15 protein-coding genes are annotated in these 16477 nt (G+C 67.0%); 10 read left to right on the plus strand and 5 right to left on the minus strand.

Annotated features, from left to right (window positions below; all coding sequences use genetic code 11):
* The first annotated feature begins 24 nt into the window (after positions 1-24).
* A complete protein-coding gene (locus FCI23_RS12110; protein ID WP_136723504.1) occupies positions 25-978 on the plus strand; it encodes a pirin family protein in 954 nt (317 codons plus the stop codon).
* Positions 979-1266: 288 nt separating this feature from the next.
* Here FCI23_RS12110 and FCI23_RS12115 read toward each other — a convergent pair whose 3' ends face one another.
* Positions 1267-3324 carry an ATP-binding SpoIIE family protein phosphatase gene (locus tag FCI23_RS12115; protein ID WP_136723505.1) on the minus strand — a complete coding sequence of 686 codons (2058 nt, stop codon included), beginning with the start codon at positions 3322-3324 and terminating at the stop codon, positions 1267-1269.
* 118 nt (positions 3325-3442) lie between these two features.
* Between FCI23_RS12115 and aspS the strand changes: the two genes are divergently transcribed.
* Both aspS and FCI23_RS12125 read left to right on the plus strand, forming a co-directional pair.
* A complete protein-coding gene (aspS, locus tag FCI23_RS12120; RefSeq protein WP_136723539.1) occupies positions 3443-5206 on the plus strand; it encodes an aspartate--tRNA ligase in 1764 nt (587 codons plus the stop codon).
* Positions 5207-5549: 343 nt separating this feature from the next.
* Positions 5550-6308 carry an intradiol ring-cleavage dioxygenase gene (locus FCI23_RS12125; RefSeq protein WP_246143650.1) on the plus strand — a complete coding sequence of 253 codons (759 nt, stop codon included), beginning with the start codon at positions 5550-5552 and terminating at the stop codon, positions 6306-6308.
* Positions 6309-6359: 51 nt separating this feature from the next.
* Here the strand turns inward: FCI23_RS12125 and metG are convergent, their stop codons facing one another.
* On the minus strand, positions 6360-7967 hold the full coding sequence (gene metG / locus FCI23_RS12130; RefSeq protein WP_136723507.1) for a methionine--tRNA ligase: 1608 nt from the start codon (positions 7965-7967) through the stop codon (positions 6360-6362).
* A gap of 268 nt (positions 7968-8235) precedes the next feature.
* Between metG and FCI23_RS12135 the strand changes: the two genes are divergently transcribed.
* Positions 8236-8478, plus strand: coding sequence for a DUF397 domain-containing protein (locus FCI23_RS12135; protein ID WP_136723508.1), 243 nt, complete (start codon positions 8236-8238; stop codon positions 8476-8478).
* Between the two features lie 56 nt (positions 8479-8534).
* Here the strand turns inward: FCI23_RS12135 and FCI23_RS12140 are convergent, their stop codons facing one another.
* Positions 8535-9017, minus strand: coding sequence for an ATP-binding protein (locus tag FCI23_RS12140; protein ID WP_136723509.1), 483 nt, complete (start codon positions 9015-9017; stop codon positions 8535-8537).
* Positions 9018-9230: 213 nt separating this feature from the next.
* Here FCI23_RS12140 and FCI23_RS12145 point away from each other — a divergent pair, with 213 nt between their 5' ends.
* Together FCI23_RS12145 and FCI23_RS12150 are read left to right on the plus strand one after the other, a co-directional pair.
* Positions 9231-10070, plus strand: a complete 840-nt coding sequence (locus FCI23_RS12145) for a helix-turn-helix domain-containing protein (protein ID WP_136723510.1) — start codon at positions 9231-9233, stop codon at positions 10068-10070.
* 65 nt (positions 10071-10135) lie between these two features.
* Positions 10136-11593 (plus strand): aldehyde dehydrogenase family protein, encoded by a 1458-nt coding sequence (locus FCI23_RS12150; RefSeq protein WP_136723511.1) that lies wholly within the window; start codon positions 10136-10138, stop codon positions 11591-11593.
* Positions 11594-12470: 877 nt separating this feature from the next.
* Here FCI23_RS12150 and FCI23_RS12155 read toward each other — a convergent pair.
* The gene (locus tag FCI23_RS12155; RefSeq protein WP_136723512.1) at positions 12471-12890 is read right to left on the minus strand and encodes a CBS domain-containing protein; all 420 of its coding nucleotides are present in this window, start codon (positions 12888-12890) and stop codon (positions 12471-12473) included.
* A 299-nt stretch (positions 12891-13189) separates the two neighbouring features.
* Here FCI23_RS12155 and FCI23_RS12160 point away from each other — a divergent pair, with 299 nt between their 5' ends.
* Together FCI23_RS12160 and FCI23_RS63655 are read left to right on the plus strand one after the other, a co-directional pair.
* Positions 13190-13459 carry a DUF1876 domain-containing protein gene (locus FCI23_RS12160; protein WP_136723513.1) on the plus strand — a complete coding sequence of 90 codons (270 nt, stop codon included), beginning with the start codon at positions 13190-13192 and terminating at the stop codon, positions 13457-13459.
* Between the two features lie 329 nt (positions 13460-13788).
* Complete coding sequence (locus tag FCI23_RS63655; protein ID WP_407645951.1) at positions 13789-14142, plus strand: transglycosylase domain-containing protein; 354 nt, start codon at positions 13789-13791, stop codon at positions 14140-14142.
* 100 nt (positions 14143-14242) lie between these two features.
* Here FCI23_RS63655 and FCI23_RS12170 read toward each other — a convergent pair whose 3' ends face one another.
* The gene (locus FCI23_RS12170; RefSeq protein ID WP_136723515.1) at positions 14243-14701 is read right to left on the minus strand and encodes an ATP-binding protein; all 459 of its coding nucleotides are present in this window, start codon (positions 14699-14701) and stop codon (positions 14243-14245) included.
* A 242-nt stretch (positions 14702-14943) separates the two neighbouring features.
* Here FCI23_RS12170 and FCI23_RS12175 point away from each other — a divergent pair, with 242 nt between their 5' ends.
* Together FCI23_RS12175 and FCI23_RS63040 are read left to right on the plus strand one after the other, a co-directional pair.
* Positions 14944-15789 carry a helix-turn-helix domain-containing protein gene (locus tag FCI23_RS12175; protein ID WP_136723516.1) on the plus strand — a complete coding sequence of 282 codons (846 nt, stop codon included), beginning with the start codon at positions 14944-14946 and terminating at the stop codon, positions 15787-15789.
* A gap of 11 nt (positions 15790-15800) precedes the next feature.
* Positions 15801-16112 carry a DUF397 domain-containing protein gene (locus FCI23_RS63040; protein ID WP_136723517.1) on the plus strand — a complete coding sequence of 104 codons (312 nt, stop codon included), beginning with the start codon at positions 15801-15803 and terminating at the stop codon, positions 16110-16112.
* The last annotated feature ends 365 nt before the right edge of the window (positions 16113-16477 follow it).

The raw sequence follows: 16477 nt of genomic DNA on the forward strand, positions 1-16477 counted from the left end.
CGAACGTCCCCAAGGAGGACCGCCATGCCTGCCGTGACCGTTGAGAACCCGCTCAGCCTGCCGCGCGTCTCCGCCCCCGCGGATGCGGCGCCCCGCCGCGCGCTCCAGGTGACCACCGCGCCGAGCGGCTACGAGGGCGAGGGCTTCCCGGTCCGCCGCGCCTTCGCGGGTATCGATTACAAGAACCTCGACCCCTTCATCATGATGGATCAGATGGGTGAGGTGGAGTACGCCCCCGGAGAGCCCAAGGGCACCCCCTGGCACCCGCACCGGGGCTTCGAGACCGTCACGTACATCATGGACGGCACCTTCATCCACCAGGACTCCAACGGCGGTGGCGGCACCATCACCAACGGCGACACCCAATGGATGACCGCCGGCGCCGGCCTCCTGCACATCGAGACGCCGCCGGAGTCGCTCGTCATAAGCGGCGGCCTGTTCCACGGGCTCCAGCTGTGGGTCAACCTGCCCCGCAAGGACAAGATGATCCCGCCGAAGTACCAGGACATCGGCAGCGCCAACATCAAGCTTCTCGCCTCCGGCGACGGTGGCTCTCTGCTGCGGCTGATCGCCGGTGACATCGCCGGGCATGTGGGTCCTGGCGCGACCCACACCCCCATCACGATGATCCACGCCTCCATCAACCCGGGTGCCGAACTGACCCTGCCCTGGCGGGCGGATTTCAACGCCATCGCGTACGGGCTCGCCGGGCGCGGCACGGCGGGGCCGGAGGCCCGGCCCTTCCGCATGGGCCAGTCCGTCGTCTTCGGACGTGGCGACTCGCTGACGCTCCGTGCGGACGAGACGCAGGAGTCGCGCAGCCCGAACTTTGAGGTCGTCCTGCTCGGCGGACTTCCCATCCGTGAGCCGATGATGCAGTACGGGCCCTTCGTCATGAACACCCGTGACGAACTCACGCAGGCTTTCGACGACTTCCAGGCTGGGCGGCTCGGCACGATTCCGGCTGACCGGGGCTAGCGGTACCGGGGGCGCCCGGTATGGCTTATTTTCCTCTGCCGGGGTTGCCGATCCTCCCCCAGCTACCTCCCCCAGCCTCCGGCCGGGAGGTGCCCCCAGGAGGTGCGCCCGCAAACGCCGGACGGGCGCACCTCTTGTCTGCCTTTGCCGCCCTCGCACCGCTTCGCGGGCGGGTTCTGGTGCCCCGCACCGTCGGTCCCGGGGGCAAACCCAACCGGTCCGGCGTTTGAGGACGGCTCGGTACGCCCGGCAGGCGGCATGGTGCCGCGCCAGGGGCGGCGTACCCGCTCAGCGCGCCGGAGGCGATTCGTGGAGCTCGAACCAGATGGCTTTGCCATCACCGTGGGGGTTGACGCCCCAGGCGTCGGAGAGTTGCTGGATGAGGAGGAGCCCGCGGCCGGAAGACGCTAGCTCGCCGGGGGTGCGGGGGTGGGGCATGTCGTCGTTGCGGTCGCCGACGTCGACGCGGAGGCGGCGGTTGCCGGGGGTGCCGAGGAGGCAGGCGGTGAGGACGGCGTCCTCGTCGGTGTGGACGAGGACGTTGGTGACGAGCTCGGAGACGAGGAGGGCGGCGGCGTCGGTCTGGTCGGGGTCGGACCAGTCGTGCATGAGGGCTTTGACCTCTTGGCGGGCGCCGCGGATCTGGGCCGGGTCGGTCTGGGCGATGGTGAGGACGGTGCGCCGTTCGTGGACCTCGTCGCCGGCGAGGTGCGGGCCGCGGCGGAGCAGCATGAGGGCGATGTCGTCCTCGCGGCGGTCGGAGAGGGAGCCGGTCGTACGGTGTGACAGGGGACCCTGAACGGCGTTGACGAGGGTGTCGGCGAGGGCTTCGAGGCTGTCGTCGGCCTGGCCGGTGCTGAGGACGGCGTTGAGCCGTTTGAAGCCGGTTTCGAGGTCGTGGCCGCCGGTTTCGATGAGCCCGTCGGTGCACAGGAGCAGGGTCTCGCCGGGTTCCAGGACCAGCCGGGTGATGGGGTAGTCGGAGTCGGGGTCGATGCCGAGCGGCAGGCCGCCCGGGGTGAGGCGCGGCAGGGTGGTGCCGTCGGTGAGCCGGATTATGGGGTCGGGATGGCCTGCCCGGGCGATGTCGAGCGTGCCGGTGGCCGGGTCGACCTCCATATAGAGGCAGGTGGCGAAGCGGTCCTCACTCAGCCCGGCGAGGAAGCGGGAGGTGCGCGAGAGTACAGCGTCGGGGCCGTGCCCTTCGGAGGCGTACGCGCGCAGGGCGATCCGCAGCTGGCCCATCAGCCCGGCGGCCCGGAGGTCGTGGCCCTGGACGTCGCCGATGACCATGGCCGTACGGCCGGAGGGCAGGTCGATGACGTCGTACCAGTCGCCGCCGACCTGGAGGCCGCCGCCGGTGGGCACGTAGCGGGCGGCGACGCTCATGCCTTTGATGCGGGGCTCTTCGATGGGGAGCATGGTGCGCCGCATGACGTCGGAGAGCTCGCGCTCGGACTCTTGGAGCCGGGCCCGGGAGAGCGCTTGGGCGAGCATGCGGGCGATGGTGGTGAGGACGGAGCGTTCGTCCGGGGTGAAGGCCACCGGGTGCCTGAAAGCGGCGAGCCAGGCGCCGATGGTGCGGCCGGAGACGATCAGCGGCAGGAAGGCCCAGGACTGGCGGCCGAAGACCTTGGCGAGCGGCCAGGTCGCCGGATACCGCTCCTCGTACGCCTCCGGGGTCGGGAGGTAGACGGCGTGGCCGGTGCGGACCACCTCGGCGGCCGGGTAGTCGGTTTTGAGCGGCATCTCCATGAACGGGTACTCGTCGCCGGGCGTGTGCCCGTGGTGCCCTATGACGGAGAGCCGGTCGCCGTCGACGCCGAAGACGGCGAGCCCGTCCGGTGAGAAACCCGGCATGGACAGTCTGGCAGCGACTCGTAGGATCTGGGCGGTGTTGTTCGCCTCGGCCAGGGCGCGTCCCGCGTCCAGCAGGAATGCCTCGCGGGCCCGCCGCCAGTCGCCCTGGCCGGAGGCCGTGGTCTCGTCGGAGGCGCCGGTGCGTACCTCGTGCAGGGTGCCGACCATCTCGGCCGGCCAGCCGTCCTTCCGGGGGGTGGCCCAGGTGCGCATCATCACGTGGCGTACGACGTCGCCCTCGGGCCCGACCACCCGCATCAGGGTCTCTGCCACCGTGCCCTCGGCGATGGCGACGGCGACGGCTGCCAGCATCTCCACATAGTCCGAGGCGTGATAGTGGGCGCGGACGACCCCTATGTGTACGGTGACTGCCTTGTCGCCCACGCCGAGCAGCCGGGCGGTCTCGGCGTCGAGGTACACGTCGTCGTCATTGGTCCACCGCCAGATTCCGGTGTCGACGGCGGCGAGCACGTCCTCGGTGCGCATTGCTCCACTTTAGGGCTGTATGGCTCGATCATACGAATGGGGGGCGTACCCCCGTCGCCGGTAGGCTAGTGGGGCTCGACCTGTGAAATCCATGAATCCGACGACTTGGACGAACGCGATGCATCGGTACCGGTCCCACACCTGCGGTGAACTGCGCGCCACTGACGTGGACGCAAATGTGCGGCTGAGCGGCTGGCTGCACAATCGCCGTGATCTGGGAGGCATCCTCTTCGTCGACCTCCGGGACCACTACGGTCTCGTGCAGCTCGTCGTCCGGCCGGGCTCGCCCGTGTACGAGGCTCTGAGCAGCCAGTCCAAGGAGTCCGTGCTCCGTGTCGACGGCCGCGTCGTGGCCCGTAGCGCCGAGAACGTCAACCCCGAGCTTCCCACCGGCGAGGTCGAGGTCGAGGTGACGGCCTTCGAGGTGCTGGGCGCCGCCGACCCGCTGCCCTTCCCGGTCTTCCCGGAGGACAACGCCAACGAGGAGGCGCGGCTCACCAACCGCTTCCTGGACCTGCGCCGCCAGCGCATGCACCGCAACATCATGCTGCGCACCCAGGTCATCTCGTTCCTCCGCCGTGAGATGACCTCCCTCGGTTTCAACGAGCTGGCGACGCCGATCCTGTCGGCGACCTCGCCGGAGGGCGCCCGCGACTTCCTGGTGCCTTCCCGGGTTCATCCCGGCAAGTTCTACGCGCTGCCGCAGGCCCCGCAGCAGTTCAAGCAGCTGCTGATGATCGCGGGCTTCGACCGCTATTTCCAGATCGCGCCCTGCTTCCGCGACGAGGACTCGCGGGCCGACCGCTCGCCGGGCGAGTTCTACCAGCTCGACGTCGAGATGAGCTTCGTCGAGCAGGAGGACGTCTTCGGGGTCATCGAGAGGGTCATGACCGACCTCTTCACCGAGTTCGGCGGCGGCCGCGAGGTCACCTCGCCCTTCCCTCGTATCCCGTTCCGCGAGTCGCTGGTCAAGTACGGCAACGACAAGCCCGATCTGCGCGCCAAGCTTGAGCTCGTCGATGTCTCGGCAGTCTTCGCCGGTTCCGGCTTCAAGGCCTTCGCCGACAAGCACGTACGGGCCCTGGCCGTGCCGGACACCGCCGGTCAGCCGCGGAAGTTCTTCGACCAGATGGGCGAGTACGCCGTCGAGCAGGGCGCCAAGGGTCTCGCGTGGGTCCGGGTGGGCGACGACCTCACGCTGACCGGCCCGATCGCCAAGTTCCTGACCGACGAGGATGTCTCCGCGCTGCTCGCCGCGGTGGACGCCAAGCCCGGCACCGCGATCTTCTTCGGCGCCGGTGAGTTCGACGAGGTCTCCAAGATCATGGGGGCCGTGCGGGTCGAGGCCGCCAAGCGAGCCGGGCACTTCGAGGAGAATGTCTTCCGATTCTGCTGGGTCGTCGACTTCCCCATGTTCGAGAAGAACGAGGACACGGGCGCAATCGAGTTCTCCCACAACCCCTTCTCCATGCCCCAGGGCGGGCTCGAGGCCCTGGAGACCAAGGACCCGCTCGACATCCTGGCCTGGCAGTACGACATCGTCTGCAACGGCATCGAGCTCTCCTCCGGCGCCATCCGTAATCACGAGCCGGCCGTCATGTACAAGGCTTTCGAGATCGCCGGCTACGACCAGGACACCGTCGAGGCCGAATTCGGCGGCATGCTCAGGGCGTTCCACTTCGGGGCTCCGCCGCACGGTGGCATCGCGCCCGGCGTCGACCGCATGGTCATGCTGCTCGCCGACGAGCCGAACATTCGGGAGACCATCGCCTTCCCGCTCAACCAGCAGGCCCAGGACCTGCTCATGGGTGCGCCCAGTGAGGTGGACGAGGCTCGGCTGCGCGAGCTTCACATCGCGTTGCGCAAGGCGCCCGTGAAGTAATCGCAAGCGTGCCGGGCCGCCCCCGCGGGGGCGGCCCGGCACGCTTTCCTGCTGCGGCGGGCTCCTCCCGCCTGCGCACCCGGGCGCGGACGGCCATGCGGAATGCTGGCTCTCACTTTTTCACAGGGCCCACATATGTAATCGTGCCCCAGGCATCACTAGCGTCGCGGACATGACAGATGAATCAATTCAATCGACTGACCTGACAAGGCGTCGTGTCATCGCCGCCAGTGGTGCCGGAGTCGTGGCCGTGGGAATCGGCGGCGCTACCGCCGTTGGGGCGGCCGCGGAAAGCAAGGGGAAGAAGCCCTCGCCGGGGCACAGAAGGCCGAGGCCGGAGTGCGTGGAGCTCTCCCCCGAGCAGGTCGAGGGGCCGTACTTCCTGGACTACGCCCTCTTCCGGAAGGACATCACCGAGGACGAGGCGGGCGTGCCGCTGCGTCTGCGGATCAAGGTGATCGATTCGGTGACCTGCGAGCCGTTGCGCAATGCGGCGGTCGACGTCTGGCACTGCAATGCGATTGGTCTCTACTCGGGCTATACGGCCATGGGCTCCGGTGGCGGTGGCGGTGGCACACCCCCGACCGGTCCCCCTCCGACCGGTACCCCGACCGGACCGCCGCCCGGCGGTGGCGGCGGCCACGCCGCGCCGACGGACGACTTGACGTTCCTGCGGGGCTCTCAGGTGACCGACCACCACGGAGAGGTGGAGTTCCGCACCGTCTACCCGGGCTGGTACCAGGGCCGGGCGGTGCACATCCACCTCAAGGTCGTCGCGGAGGGCCAGAAGACCGCCGACGGCTACGAGGGCGGCCACCAGTGCCACACGGGTCAGTTCTACTTCTCGGAGGAGTCGGCGCTGGAGATTGCCGCGCTGGACCCGTACAAGACCAACACCACTACGCGCGTCACCCTCGACGAGGACTCGATCTACCCCGGTACCGGGTTGCTGGGCGGACTGCTGCCCCTCCACTACCGCAAGGGGCACATCGCTCTCGGGGTCAGGAGCAGCATCACCGTGGGCGTTGACCCGGATGCCGTCAATGGCGGCTCGGGTACGCCGCCGCAGGCGTCTGCCACGCCCTCGGCAAGCGCGAGCTGAGGCTTTGGGGGCCCGGGACCCGGTACGCGGGTTCCGGGCCCCTCTCGCGCATCAGGCGTTCTTCGGCTCTTCCAGACGGGGGAAGAGGATCTCGCCCTTGGTGACGGTGGCGCCGGCCGGGAGCGTGCCCCACGTGCCGGTGTCCTGGACGCGCTGGGCGGCGAGCGGGCCGAGGCGGGGCTCGGCGCCGAGCGAGAGCCACAGCTTCTCGCTGGTGGTGGGCATCACGGGGTTGAGCAGCACGGCGATGGCGCGCAGGGACTCGGCGGCGGTGTAGAGGATGGTCGCCAGCCGGGCCTGGGCCTGTTCGGAGGAGTCCTTGGCGACCTTCCAGGGCTCCTGCTCGGTGAGGTAGCCGTTGACCTGCTTGATGAAGTCGAAGACGGCCAGGATGCCGGCGGAGAAGTCCAGTTGCTCGCCGATCTTCTCGTCCGCGTCGGCGACCGTCCTGGCCAGGCTGTCCGCGAGTGCCTGCTCGGCGGGGCCGTGGGCGGTCGCCCCGGGGAGGGTGCCGCCGAAGTACTTGCCGACCATGGCGGCCACCCGGGAGGCGAGGTTGCCGAAGTCGTTGGCGAGCTCGCTGGTGTAGCGGGCCGAGAAGTCCTCCCAGGAGAAGGAGCCGTCCTGGCCGAACTGGATGGCGCGCAGGAAGTACCAGCGGTAGGCGTCGACGCCGAAGTGCTCGGTGAGCTGGCGGGGGGAGATACCGGTCAGGTTGGACTTGCTCATCTTCTCGCCGCCGACCATCAGCCAGCCGTTGGCGGCGATCCTGCCGGGCAGGGGGAGGCCGTTCGCCATCAGCATCGCGGGCCAGATGACCGCGTGGAAGCGGAGGATGTCCTTCCCGACGAGGTGCACGTCGGCCGGGAACGTCGATTCGAACTTCGCCTGGTCGGCGCCGTAGCCGACGGCGGTGGCGTAATTGAGCAGCGCGTCGACCCACACATAGATGATGTGCTTGTCGTCCCACGGCACCTTGATGCCCCAGTCGAAGGTGGAGCGGGAGATCGACAGGTCCTGAAGGCCCTGCTTGACGAAGTTGATGACCTCGTTGCGTGCCGACTCGGGCTGGATGAAGCCAGGGTGCCGCTCGTAGTACTCCAGCAGCTTGGGGCCGTATTCGGAGAGCTTGAAGAAGTAGTTCTCCTCCTTCAGCATCTCCACCGGCCGCTTGTGGATCGGGCAGAGCTTCACGCCGTTTTCGCCGTCGAGCAGCTCGCCCGGCGTTTTGTACTCCTCGCAGCCCACACAGTAGGGGCCCTCGTAGCCGCCCTGGTAGATCTCGCCCTTGTCGTAGAGATCTTGTACGAATTCCTGCACACGAGCGGTATGCCGGGGCTGTGTGGTGCGGATGAAGTCGTCGTTCGCGATTTCGAGGTGCTCCCAGAGGGGCTTCCAGGCCTCCTCGACAAGCTTGTCGCACCACTCCTGCGGGGTGACTCCGTTGGCTTCCGCCGTGCGCATGATCTTCTGACCGTGCTCGTCCGTGCCGGTGAGGTACCACACCTTCTCGCCCCGCTGGCGGTGCCAGCGGGTGAGGACGTCGCCAGCGACGGTCGTATAGGCGTGGCCCAGGTGAGGAGCGTCGTTGACGTAGTAAATGGGGGTCGAGACGTAGAACGCCTTCGTCCCCTGCTGCTCAGATCCAGTGGCCGCCATAGCGGAAATCCTAACGGCCCGGGGATACCACAATCTCCTCGATTACGGATGGTGATCATCCGGGTACCGCAGTGGGAGGCAGCGGGAAGCGACAGAGGGAACCCTGGGGGCTCCACAGGCGTGTACTCGGGTGGGGGTGGGTAGCGACCCCTCATCGGGGAAAGATCACTTAGGGTGACGGCATGTGCACTTGCACGTGCAGATGCACATGCGTTCATGACTGGCTATCATCAGCCGTACCAAGCAAGGTACTTACCTGGAGAGTCATATGCGCCACTCGTACAACTCGTACAACGGTATGGCAGCAGCGAAACTCCGGGGAGTCGTCTGGCAGAAGAGCCGGCACAGCAATGCCAACGGCACCTGCGTGGAGATGGCCGCGCTCCCTGACGGGGACGTGGCCGTGCGTAATTCACGCTTTCCGGACGGGCCTGCCCTTATATATACGCGCGCGGAGATCGAATCGCTCATCCTGGGCGTCAAGGACGGCGAGTTCGATCACTTTATGTAAGTTCGTCCATGCGGCCGGTTAACCTGTGTGCCGCCTGTTAAATCCGCGCTGCCTGTTTAAGGGGTCGTCTCAGGGAGCCGGAAAAGGGCCCAGACGACCTTTCCTGTGCCGAGCAGCGGGTGCCAGCCCCAGGTCTCGCTGAAGGACTCGACCAGATGCAGGCCGCGACCGCTCTCGGCGACCCAGTCGGGGGCCTTGACTGCGGGCCCGTAGCAACTGGGGTCGCGGACGGCGCAGACCACCCGGGTCGACCAGCGGACGAGGCTGAGCCGCACGGCGGTTTCGGCGTTCTCCGTCGTGTCGGTCGGCAGCGCGTAGCGCAGGGCGTTGGTGACCAACTCGGAAGCGACGAGTTCCACCGAGTCCAGCAGGGCTTCGAGGTCCCAGTGTTGGAGAGTGGATCTGGTGAACCGGCGGGCGTCGCCCACGGCTTCGTACCGCGGCGGCAGCGCGCACGAGGTGGCGCTGGACGTGGCGAGCCGTTCAGGAACAAGCCCATTCAGTAAAGGCTGCAAGGCAGTTGCGCCCTCAGTCCACATGAGCACCACCCGGTCTCGGCACCCTTCCATGGTCACCCAGACGCACTGGTGGATGCAAGGGCAGATGCACGTGCATTTGCAAAGGGATGGACAAGTCGCGCTTGTGAGTGACGGGATGAGTACTCCACGCAGTGCAAACCTGCCACACTGCGTGGATTGACCGAGGGGTGAGGCGTGACTCAAACGATCACAGTTCAGTCCGGAAGCGGATCCATGGTGCGCCGCATCCTGCTGGGCTCGCAGCTCCGGCGGCTGCGTGAAGCGAAGGGCATCACACGCGAGGCGGCCGGATACTCCATCCGCGCCTCCGAGTCGAAGATCAGCCGCATGGAACTGGGGCGGGTGAGCTTCAAGGAGCGTGACGTCGCCGACCTCCTGACGCTCTATGGCATCAGCGACGAGACCGAGCGCACCCAGCTGCTCAGCCTGGTTCGCGAGGCCAATATCGCGGGCTGGTGGCACGGCTACGGCGATGTGCTGCCCAGCTGGTTCCAGACGTACATCGGTCTGGAGGAGGCGGCGTCTCTCATCCGGGTCTACGAGGTGCAGTTCGTGCACGGCCTGCTGCAGACAGAGGAGTACATCCGTGCGGTCGTGGCGCTGGGCCACGAGGGCGCCCCGGGCGAGGAGATCGAGCGCCGGGTCGGGCTGCGGTTGGAGCGGCAGAAGCTGCTGGTCGCGGAGCGGGCGCCGGAGTTGACGGCGGTGATGGACGAGGCAGCGCTGCACCGGCCGATCGGCGGCCGCGAGGTGCTGCGCGGGCAGCTCCAGCATCTGGTCGACGCCGTCGAGATGGACAACGTCAACGTGCGGATCCTGCCTGCCGACTTTCGGGGATACCCGGCCGGCGCCGCCGGGGCGTTCACGCTCCTGCATTTTCCGGAGTCGGATCTGCACGATGTGGCGTACGTGGAGCAACTCACCGGCGCGATGTATATCGACAAGCGGGATGAAGTGGACCAGTACGACAAGGCGATGCAAAACTTGCTGGCCGACAGTCTTTCACCGAAGGCGAGCCTCGAGCGAATCCGGAGCTTGCTCCGCGACGCCTGAATCGAACGTAATATGACACCGAATCAACTTACGCGTGCCACCAGGGACTTCGCGAAAGGGACCAAGTGTCGTACTTCTCCGATTTGGCGCTTCAATACATAGACGGGAACTGGCGGCCCGGCAGCGGGTCCTGGGACATTGTCGACTTCAATCCGTACAACGGGGACAAGCTCGCCTCCATAGCTGTGGCCACGGTCGAGGAGGTGGACCAGGCGTACCGCGCCGCCGAGCGGGCGCAGAAGGAGTGGGCCAAGGTCAACCCGTACGCCCGGCGGCAGGTGTTCGAACGGGCACTCGGCCTGATCCAGGAGCGCTCGGAGGAGATCACCGAGGCGATCATCGCCGAGCTCGGTGGCACCCGCCTCAAGGCGGGGTTCGAACTGCATCTGGTGGGCGAGTTTCTCCGTGAGGCGATCCAGCTCGCCGTCCGCTCCGAGGGGAAGATCGTCGCTTCCCCGGTGGATGGCAAGGAGAACCGGCTCTACCGGGTGCCGGTGGGCGTGGTCGGCGTCATCAGCCCCTTCAACTTCCCCTTGCTGCTCTCGCTGAAGTCGGTCGCCCCGGCCCTGGCGCTCGGCAATGCTGTGGTGCTCAAGCCGCACCAGAACACGCCGATCGTCGGAGGCACGCTGATCGCGAAGATCTTCGAGGACGCGGGTCTCCCCGGGGGCCTGCTGAATGTGGTGGTCACCGACATCGCAGAGATCGGCGACGCGCTCCTTGAGCACCCGGTCCCCAAGGTCATTTCCTTCACCGGCTCCGACAAGGTCGGCCGCCATGTCGCCACCGTTGCCGCTTCGCACTTCAAGCGCACCATCCTGGAGCTCGGCGGCAACAGCGCGGTCATCGTCCTGGACGACGCAGACATCGACTACGCCGTCGACGCCGCCGTCTTCAGCCGCTACGTCCACCAGGGCCAGGTCTGTATGGCCGCCAACCGGGTGCTCGTGGACCGGTCGATCGAGGCCGAGTTCACCGAGAAGTTCGTGGCCAAGGTCGCCACCCTCAAGACCGGCGACCCGCTGGACCCGACCACCCACATCGGCCCGCTCATCAACCAGACCCAGGCCGACAACATCAACGCGCTCGTCGACCGCACTATCGCCGACGGCGCCACCGCTCTGCTGCGCGGCACCACCGAGGGATCGCTCGTCTCGCCGGCCGTCATCTCGGGCATCCCCGAGGGCGCTCCGATCCTCAGCCAGGAGATCTTCGGCCCGGTGGCGCTCATCGTCCCCTTCGACGGTGAGGAGGAGGCCATCCGGATCGCCAACGAGACCCCGTACGGCCTCAGCGGCGCGGTGCACACCGGTGACATCGAGCGGGGCGTACGGGTGGCCCACCAGATCGACACCGGCATGATCCACATCAACGACGGTACGGTCCACGACGAGCCGCTCGTCGAGTTCGGCGGCGAGAAGGCCTCGGGCGTCGGCCGGCTCAATGGCGACGCGTCGGTGGACGCGTTCACCACCACCAAGTGGATCTCGATCCAGCACGGTCGCAGCCAGTTCCCGTTCTAGAGTCCCTGAGCAGTCCTGAGCAACCCTGGGTGGCACAGCCGGCGCCCCCGCGCCCTTCCGGGTGGGGGCGCCGGCATTTTCTGCTGTTCTACCGCGCCGGTGCCATGAATACGTCGCTGGAATTTCCCGATTCTGTAACGAGCTGAATCTGAGAAGCCGTCTCATGCGCAACTCACCCTCATCTAAGGGAAATTGGCTTCCGGCACCCGATTCGGTGCCGTAGTGTTTTCCATGTCGGAAGGGAACGCAGAACTCCGGCGAAGGAAAACCGAGGAAAAACCAACCCCCAGAAGGAGCATCCCATGAGCTTCCGCCACGTCACCCCGCTGAAGGCGAAGAAGACCGTCAAGCCCGCGCCGAAGAAGGTCGCCAAGCCGGCGAAGAAGAAGGTCGTACGTCACCGCCCCATCGGCGGCTGACCAGGTAAGACCCAGTAGTACTGAGGCAGCGGGCCGACGGCACACAGTGCCGTCGGCCCGCCTTTGTCTTTGCCGCGCACATGCCCGTCCGGTTCCCGGATCGAGTGAGAACAGGTCTCACATTCAATTTAGCGTTATCTAAGGGAAATTGGCTTCCGGAGGTGGATTTCCCGGGTATTGTTTTCTCTGTCGGAGCGAACGGAAAACGATCCGGCGAAATAAACGAGAAATAACCGAAACCCCCAGAAGGAGCATCCCATGAGCTTCCGCCACGTCACCCCGCTGAAGGCGAAGAAGACCGTCAAGCCCGCGCCGAAGAAGGTCGCCAAGCCGGCGAAGAAGAAGGTCGTGCGTCACCGCCCCATCGGCGGCTGACCAGGGCTGACACCGAGCTGCAGGGCACCCGAGGCGGGACAGCGGCACCGAGCCGCTGGCCCGCCTCGCCCTGCGGGCAGGCCCTACTCGGCACAGATCGTGGCTACGAGCTCCGCCACCTGCGCCTCCGGCAGATGCCGGGCCACATCCGCCTCGCTGATCATGCCGACGAGCTTGTGCGAGGGGTGCTCGATGACCGGGAGCCGGCGGACCTTGTTCTCCTCCATGAGCATGAGCGCCCGGGAGATGTCCTCGTCGGCCTCGATGGTCTGGGGGCGGCCCTGGGCGAGCTCGCTCGCGGGGACGGTGGCCGGGTCGCGGCCCTCGGCCACGCACTTCAGCACGATGTCGCGGTCGGTGATGATGCCCTTGATGACGTCGTTGTCGCAGACGGGCAGGGCGCCGACGTCGAGATCCCGCATGAGGCGGGCGGCTTCGGCGATGCTCTGGTGCCCGGAGACGCACTGGGCGCCGGAGTGCATGATGTCCATGACAGTGATCATGGCCGTACCTCCGTTCAGGATCGGTTGTACGTGAGAGGGACCAGGCGGCTTTAATCCGGGGCTTAGAGGCCGCGCGGACAGGTGGGGCGGCGTCGCGTGCCGATGGCTCTCGCCTGGCGGCGTTGTCGTCGGTCGACGACGCTCCGCGTCGCCTCTCTCCTCCGCCTTGCCAGACTCGGCCCTCGCCCCGCTCCTTCACCCACCCCACCTGTCCGCGCGGCCTCTTATATCCAGCGTGCGCGCCGTCGCGCCGGGTCGCAACGAGGAGCACCCTGGAAGGTGAGCTGGAGGTGGTCGCCATGGACACTCTCGTTGGATGGCACATCGAAATGGACTTCCGCACTGTCGATTCCCGCACCAAAGCAGCCGCTCTGCTGCGTCTGCCGGACGGCACCGAGCTCCGGGCCCACGGGCACTCCACCCGGCATCCGAATGACCCGGCGCAGACGCGGGTGGGGGAGGAGCTGGCGGCGGCCAGGGCGCTTAATGACCTGGCGCGGCAACTGCTGGGAAAGGCGTCGCACGAGATCGAGGACGTGACGAAGATTCCCGCCCATCCTGCTATGTGAGATCCACAGGATATATGTTTCCGGGATATTTCGCCCCACCTCTGGGGGTGTGGTCGACGATGCGATATAGGTTCTAGCGGGGACGCAGAGTCGAACGAGCGTGGGGGGCACATGCTCCCCTTGGGGCGGGGCGCATGAGTAAGCACCGGCGCGGTGTGCCAGGACCAAGGCCAGAGCTGACGCCAGGAGGCGAAGCGGAGCCTGGCGGACGGAGCGCCGTGTGGGCGCGGTTCGCCGCGCCTGTGGTGCGGTTGGCGCGTCGGGTCCGCTGGGAGTATCCGCGTCCCGGCCGGACGGGCGTGCGCCGGTTCGTGCCTTCGTGGCGACAGGTGCTCTCGCTGTTCCTGTTCGCAACGGTGTCGCTGACGTTGGCCGTGGGCATCGCGTACGCGTACACCGGCATACCGAAGGACCTCAACGCCTTCGCGACCCAGCAGGACAATGTGTACTACTGGGCGGACGGTACGGAGATGGCCAGGACCGGCCAGGTCAACCGGCAGGACCTGCCGCTGGACAAGGTGCCGGAGGGGGTGCAGTGGGCGGTGCTGGCGGCCGAGAACGCGACGTTCTACACCGACTCGGGGGTTTCGCTGAAGGGCATCAGCCGTGCGGTGCTGAGGATGGGCTCGGGCGGCGATACGCCCCCCGGTATCCGGGACGCTCCAGCAGCGGCGGCGGGGTGAACCGAACCCCGCCAACACTCCGGCGACCGCGAGCAGCCCGAGCACGACCCTTCCGCCGGCACCAGAATGCGCTGGACAGATCCCCAGCAGCCCATGGCCTTCACCATCCCGGCACTCCCGCCGAGTGCGTACATCCACCCGCGCACCCCTCCCGCAACTCGAACCACACCCGCTTACCGGTGGGCGTAACCCCGCCCGTCCAGGTCACCCCCCACCTATGCGCCAGCGTCCGCACCAGCAGGAGCCCACGCCCGCCCTCCCGCTCCGCGCTCGGCGGACGGACACACGGCCGCCCCTCCGGATCACTGTCCCGCACCCCGACGATCACCCGGTCCCGCAGCACCGACACCTCCACCGCGAGCACGGCCACCCGGGTGTGCCGGAGCACATTTGTCACCACATCCGAGACGCACACCTGAGCGGCATCCACCATCCCCGCGCGATCCGCGGTGGCCAGAATCGCCGCGAGCAGCTCCCGCGCCACCTTCGGCGCCGAAGCATCGTTGGGTGCGGTGAGTTGGTAGTCAAGAGCGAAGTGCTCCTGGATGTTGACGGTCATGCGTACGCCTCCCATGCGATACGTCGTGCCCGCACACACGCCACCGTGGCCGGGCCGCCCCCCTGCGCGAGGCAAGGCAGGCGGCTGCACTGCGGATTTACTGGCGTGCCCGCTGTCACACAGAACAGGACCGTACTCGGGGATGTATCCCCCAAGGGATACATCCCCGAACTTCTCACTCGATCGGGTAGACCGACGGGGTGGTCTCGCGGGAAACTCGGATCCACGCGTAGGAAGGTGACATGTCGCCGAAGGACACCCCGACAGTCCGACAGGCCCGACTCGGCGCCGAACTGCGGAAGATGCGCGAGCGCGCGGGCGTACTCGCGCGCGAGGCCGCTGCCGCGCTCGGGACCAACCAGGCCAAGATGAGCATGATGGAAGCCGGGCGGCGCGGAGTCAGCGAGGAACGCGTCCGCAACCTCGCAAGCCTCTACTCATGTCAGGACGCCACACTGATCGACGCCTTGTGCGCCATCGCACGCGAGCACCGAGGTCAGTTCTGGTGGGATGAGTACCGTGACACCGTCCCGCCCGGGGCCCTGGACATGTCCGAACTGGAATACCATGCTGCCTACACTCGCAGCGTCGAGATGCTCGTCATCCCCGGAATCTTCCAGACCGAGGACTACACGCGGGCTCTTTTCGGCCCAAGCAATCTGTTCGGCGACTTTGAAATCCGCGTCGAGCACAGGATGAAGCGACGGCGGATCTTCGAACGAACTGATCCTGCCCCTTATGAGGCAATCATTCACGAGGCGGCACTCCGCATGCGCTATGGCGGCCGGAAGGTCGCGAAGTCACAGCTGGAATACTTGCTCGCTGTCGCCGATTGGCCCAGCGTCACCTTGAGGGTGATCCCCTTCTCGCTAGAAGAGATCATCGGATATGCCCAGTCCATGGTCTACGCGGGCGGCCCGGTCGCTCAGCTGGACACCGTTGGGATTGACACGCCCTTCGGCGGCCTATATCTGGACGCCGAACTGCAACTCCAGGGATATCGGAAGCTCATCGACACCATCACAGATTCAGCACTGGACGCGAGCAGGTCAAAAAACCTTATTCATAGCATCGCCCAGGAAATGTGAGGCCCCCCGAAATGATCGTAGACTCCAATTGGCAGAAGTCCTCCTTTTCGAGCACCGGCAACAACTGCGTGGAACTGGCCCGCAGTGCGAACGGCATCCTCATCCGCGAGGGTGACAACCCCGGCGTCGCCATAACCACCACCCGAACCAACCTCGCAGTGTTCCTCAGGGGCGTCCAGGCGGGCGAGTTCGACTGGCAGAATTCGTCGTTCTCCAGGGCGAGGGCAGAGCAGCACATCGAGATCGCGTCCCACGACGCCGCCATCCTCATGCGCGAGGGCGACACTCCGACACCATCCTCACCACCACCCCGGCCGAGCTGAAGACCCTCCTCAAGGGCGTCAAGACAGGCCAGTTCGACCACCTCAGCAAGTAGCCAGAGTTCATAGCTGAGCAAGCGAACCGGACGGCAGAGCTCGTGGTGTAGGCAGACAAACCCCCGGCACCCGGCGACCCTCTCCCGGGGACACCGCCCGCGCGCCACGCCCAGGCAGGCAGGCAGATCGGCAAGCGCGGTCCGTCCCGGTCCCCCGACGACCAGGCCTTGGAGTGGCCCGCCTGTCAGCGCCATTTCCTGGAACGGCGTCGTAGAGCCCCGCGGCCACCACTGCGGCCGGAGCCGCTTGATGGAGCCGGTCGTGTCGAGCTATCCGTCGCCGGCCTGCAGAAACTGCCGACAACTCGGCGG

It is taken from the genome of Actinacidiphila oryziradicis (assembly GCF_005047355.1).
Classification (GTDB): domain Bacteria; phylum Actinomycetota; class Actinomycetes; order Streptomycetales; family Streptomycetaceae; genus Actinacidiphila; species Actinacidiphila oryziradicis.

Coding starts and splice junctions, on each gene's coding strand:
- FCI23_RS63040 (WP_136723517.1), top strand. CDS start 15,801: ATGATCGTAGACTCCAATTGGCAGAAGTCCTCCTTTTCGAGCACCGGC.
- FCI23_RS12145 (WP_136723510.1), top strand. CDS start 9,231: ATGGTGCGCCGCATCCTGCTGGGCTCGCAGCTCCGGCGGCTGCGTGAA.
- metG (WP_136723507.1), bottom strand. CDS start 7,967: ATGGCGGCCACTGGATCTGAGCAGCAGGGGACGAAGGCGTTCTACGTC.
- FCI23_RS12175 (WP_136723516.1), top strand. CDS start 14,944: ATGTCGCCGAAGGACACCCCGACAGTCCGACAGGCCCGACTCGGCGCC.
- FCI23_RS12135 (WP_136723508.1), top strand. CDS start 8,236: ATGCGCCACTCGTACAACTCGTACAACGGTATGGCAGCAGCGAAACTC.
- FCI23_RS12155 (WP_136723512.1), bottom strand. CDS start 12,890: ATGATCACTGTCATGGACATCATGCACTCCGGCGCCCAGTGCGTCTCC.
- FCI23_RS12160 (WP_136723513.1), top strand. CDS start 13,190: ATGGACACTCTCGTTGGATGGCACATCGAAATGGACTTCCGCACTGTC.
- FCI23_RS12140 (WP_136723509.1), bottom strand. CDS start 9,017: ATGTGGACTGAGGGCGCAACTGCCTTGCAGCCTTTACTGAATGGGCTT.
- FCI23_RS12170 (WP_136723515.1), bottom strand. CDS start 14,701: ATGACCGTCAACATCCAGGAGCACTTCGCTCTTGACTACCAACTCACC.
- FCI23_RS12110 (WP_136723504.1), top strand. CDS start 25: ATGCCTGCCGTGACCGTTGAGAACCCGCTCAGCCTGCCGCGCGTCTCC.
- FCI23_RS12115 (WP_136723505.1), bottom strand. CDS start 3,324: ATGCGCACCGAGGACGTGCTCGCCGCCGTCGACACCGGAATCTGGCGG.
- aspS (WP_136723539.1), top strand. CDS start 3,443: ATGCATCGGTACCGGTCCCACACCTGCGGTGAACTGCGCGCCACTGAC.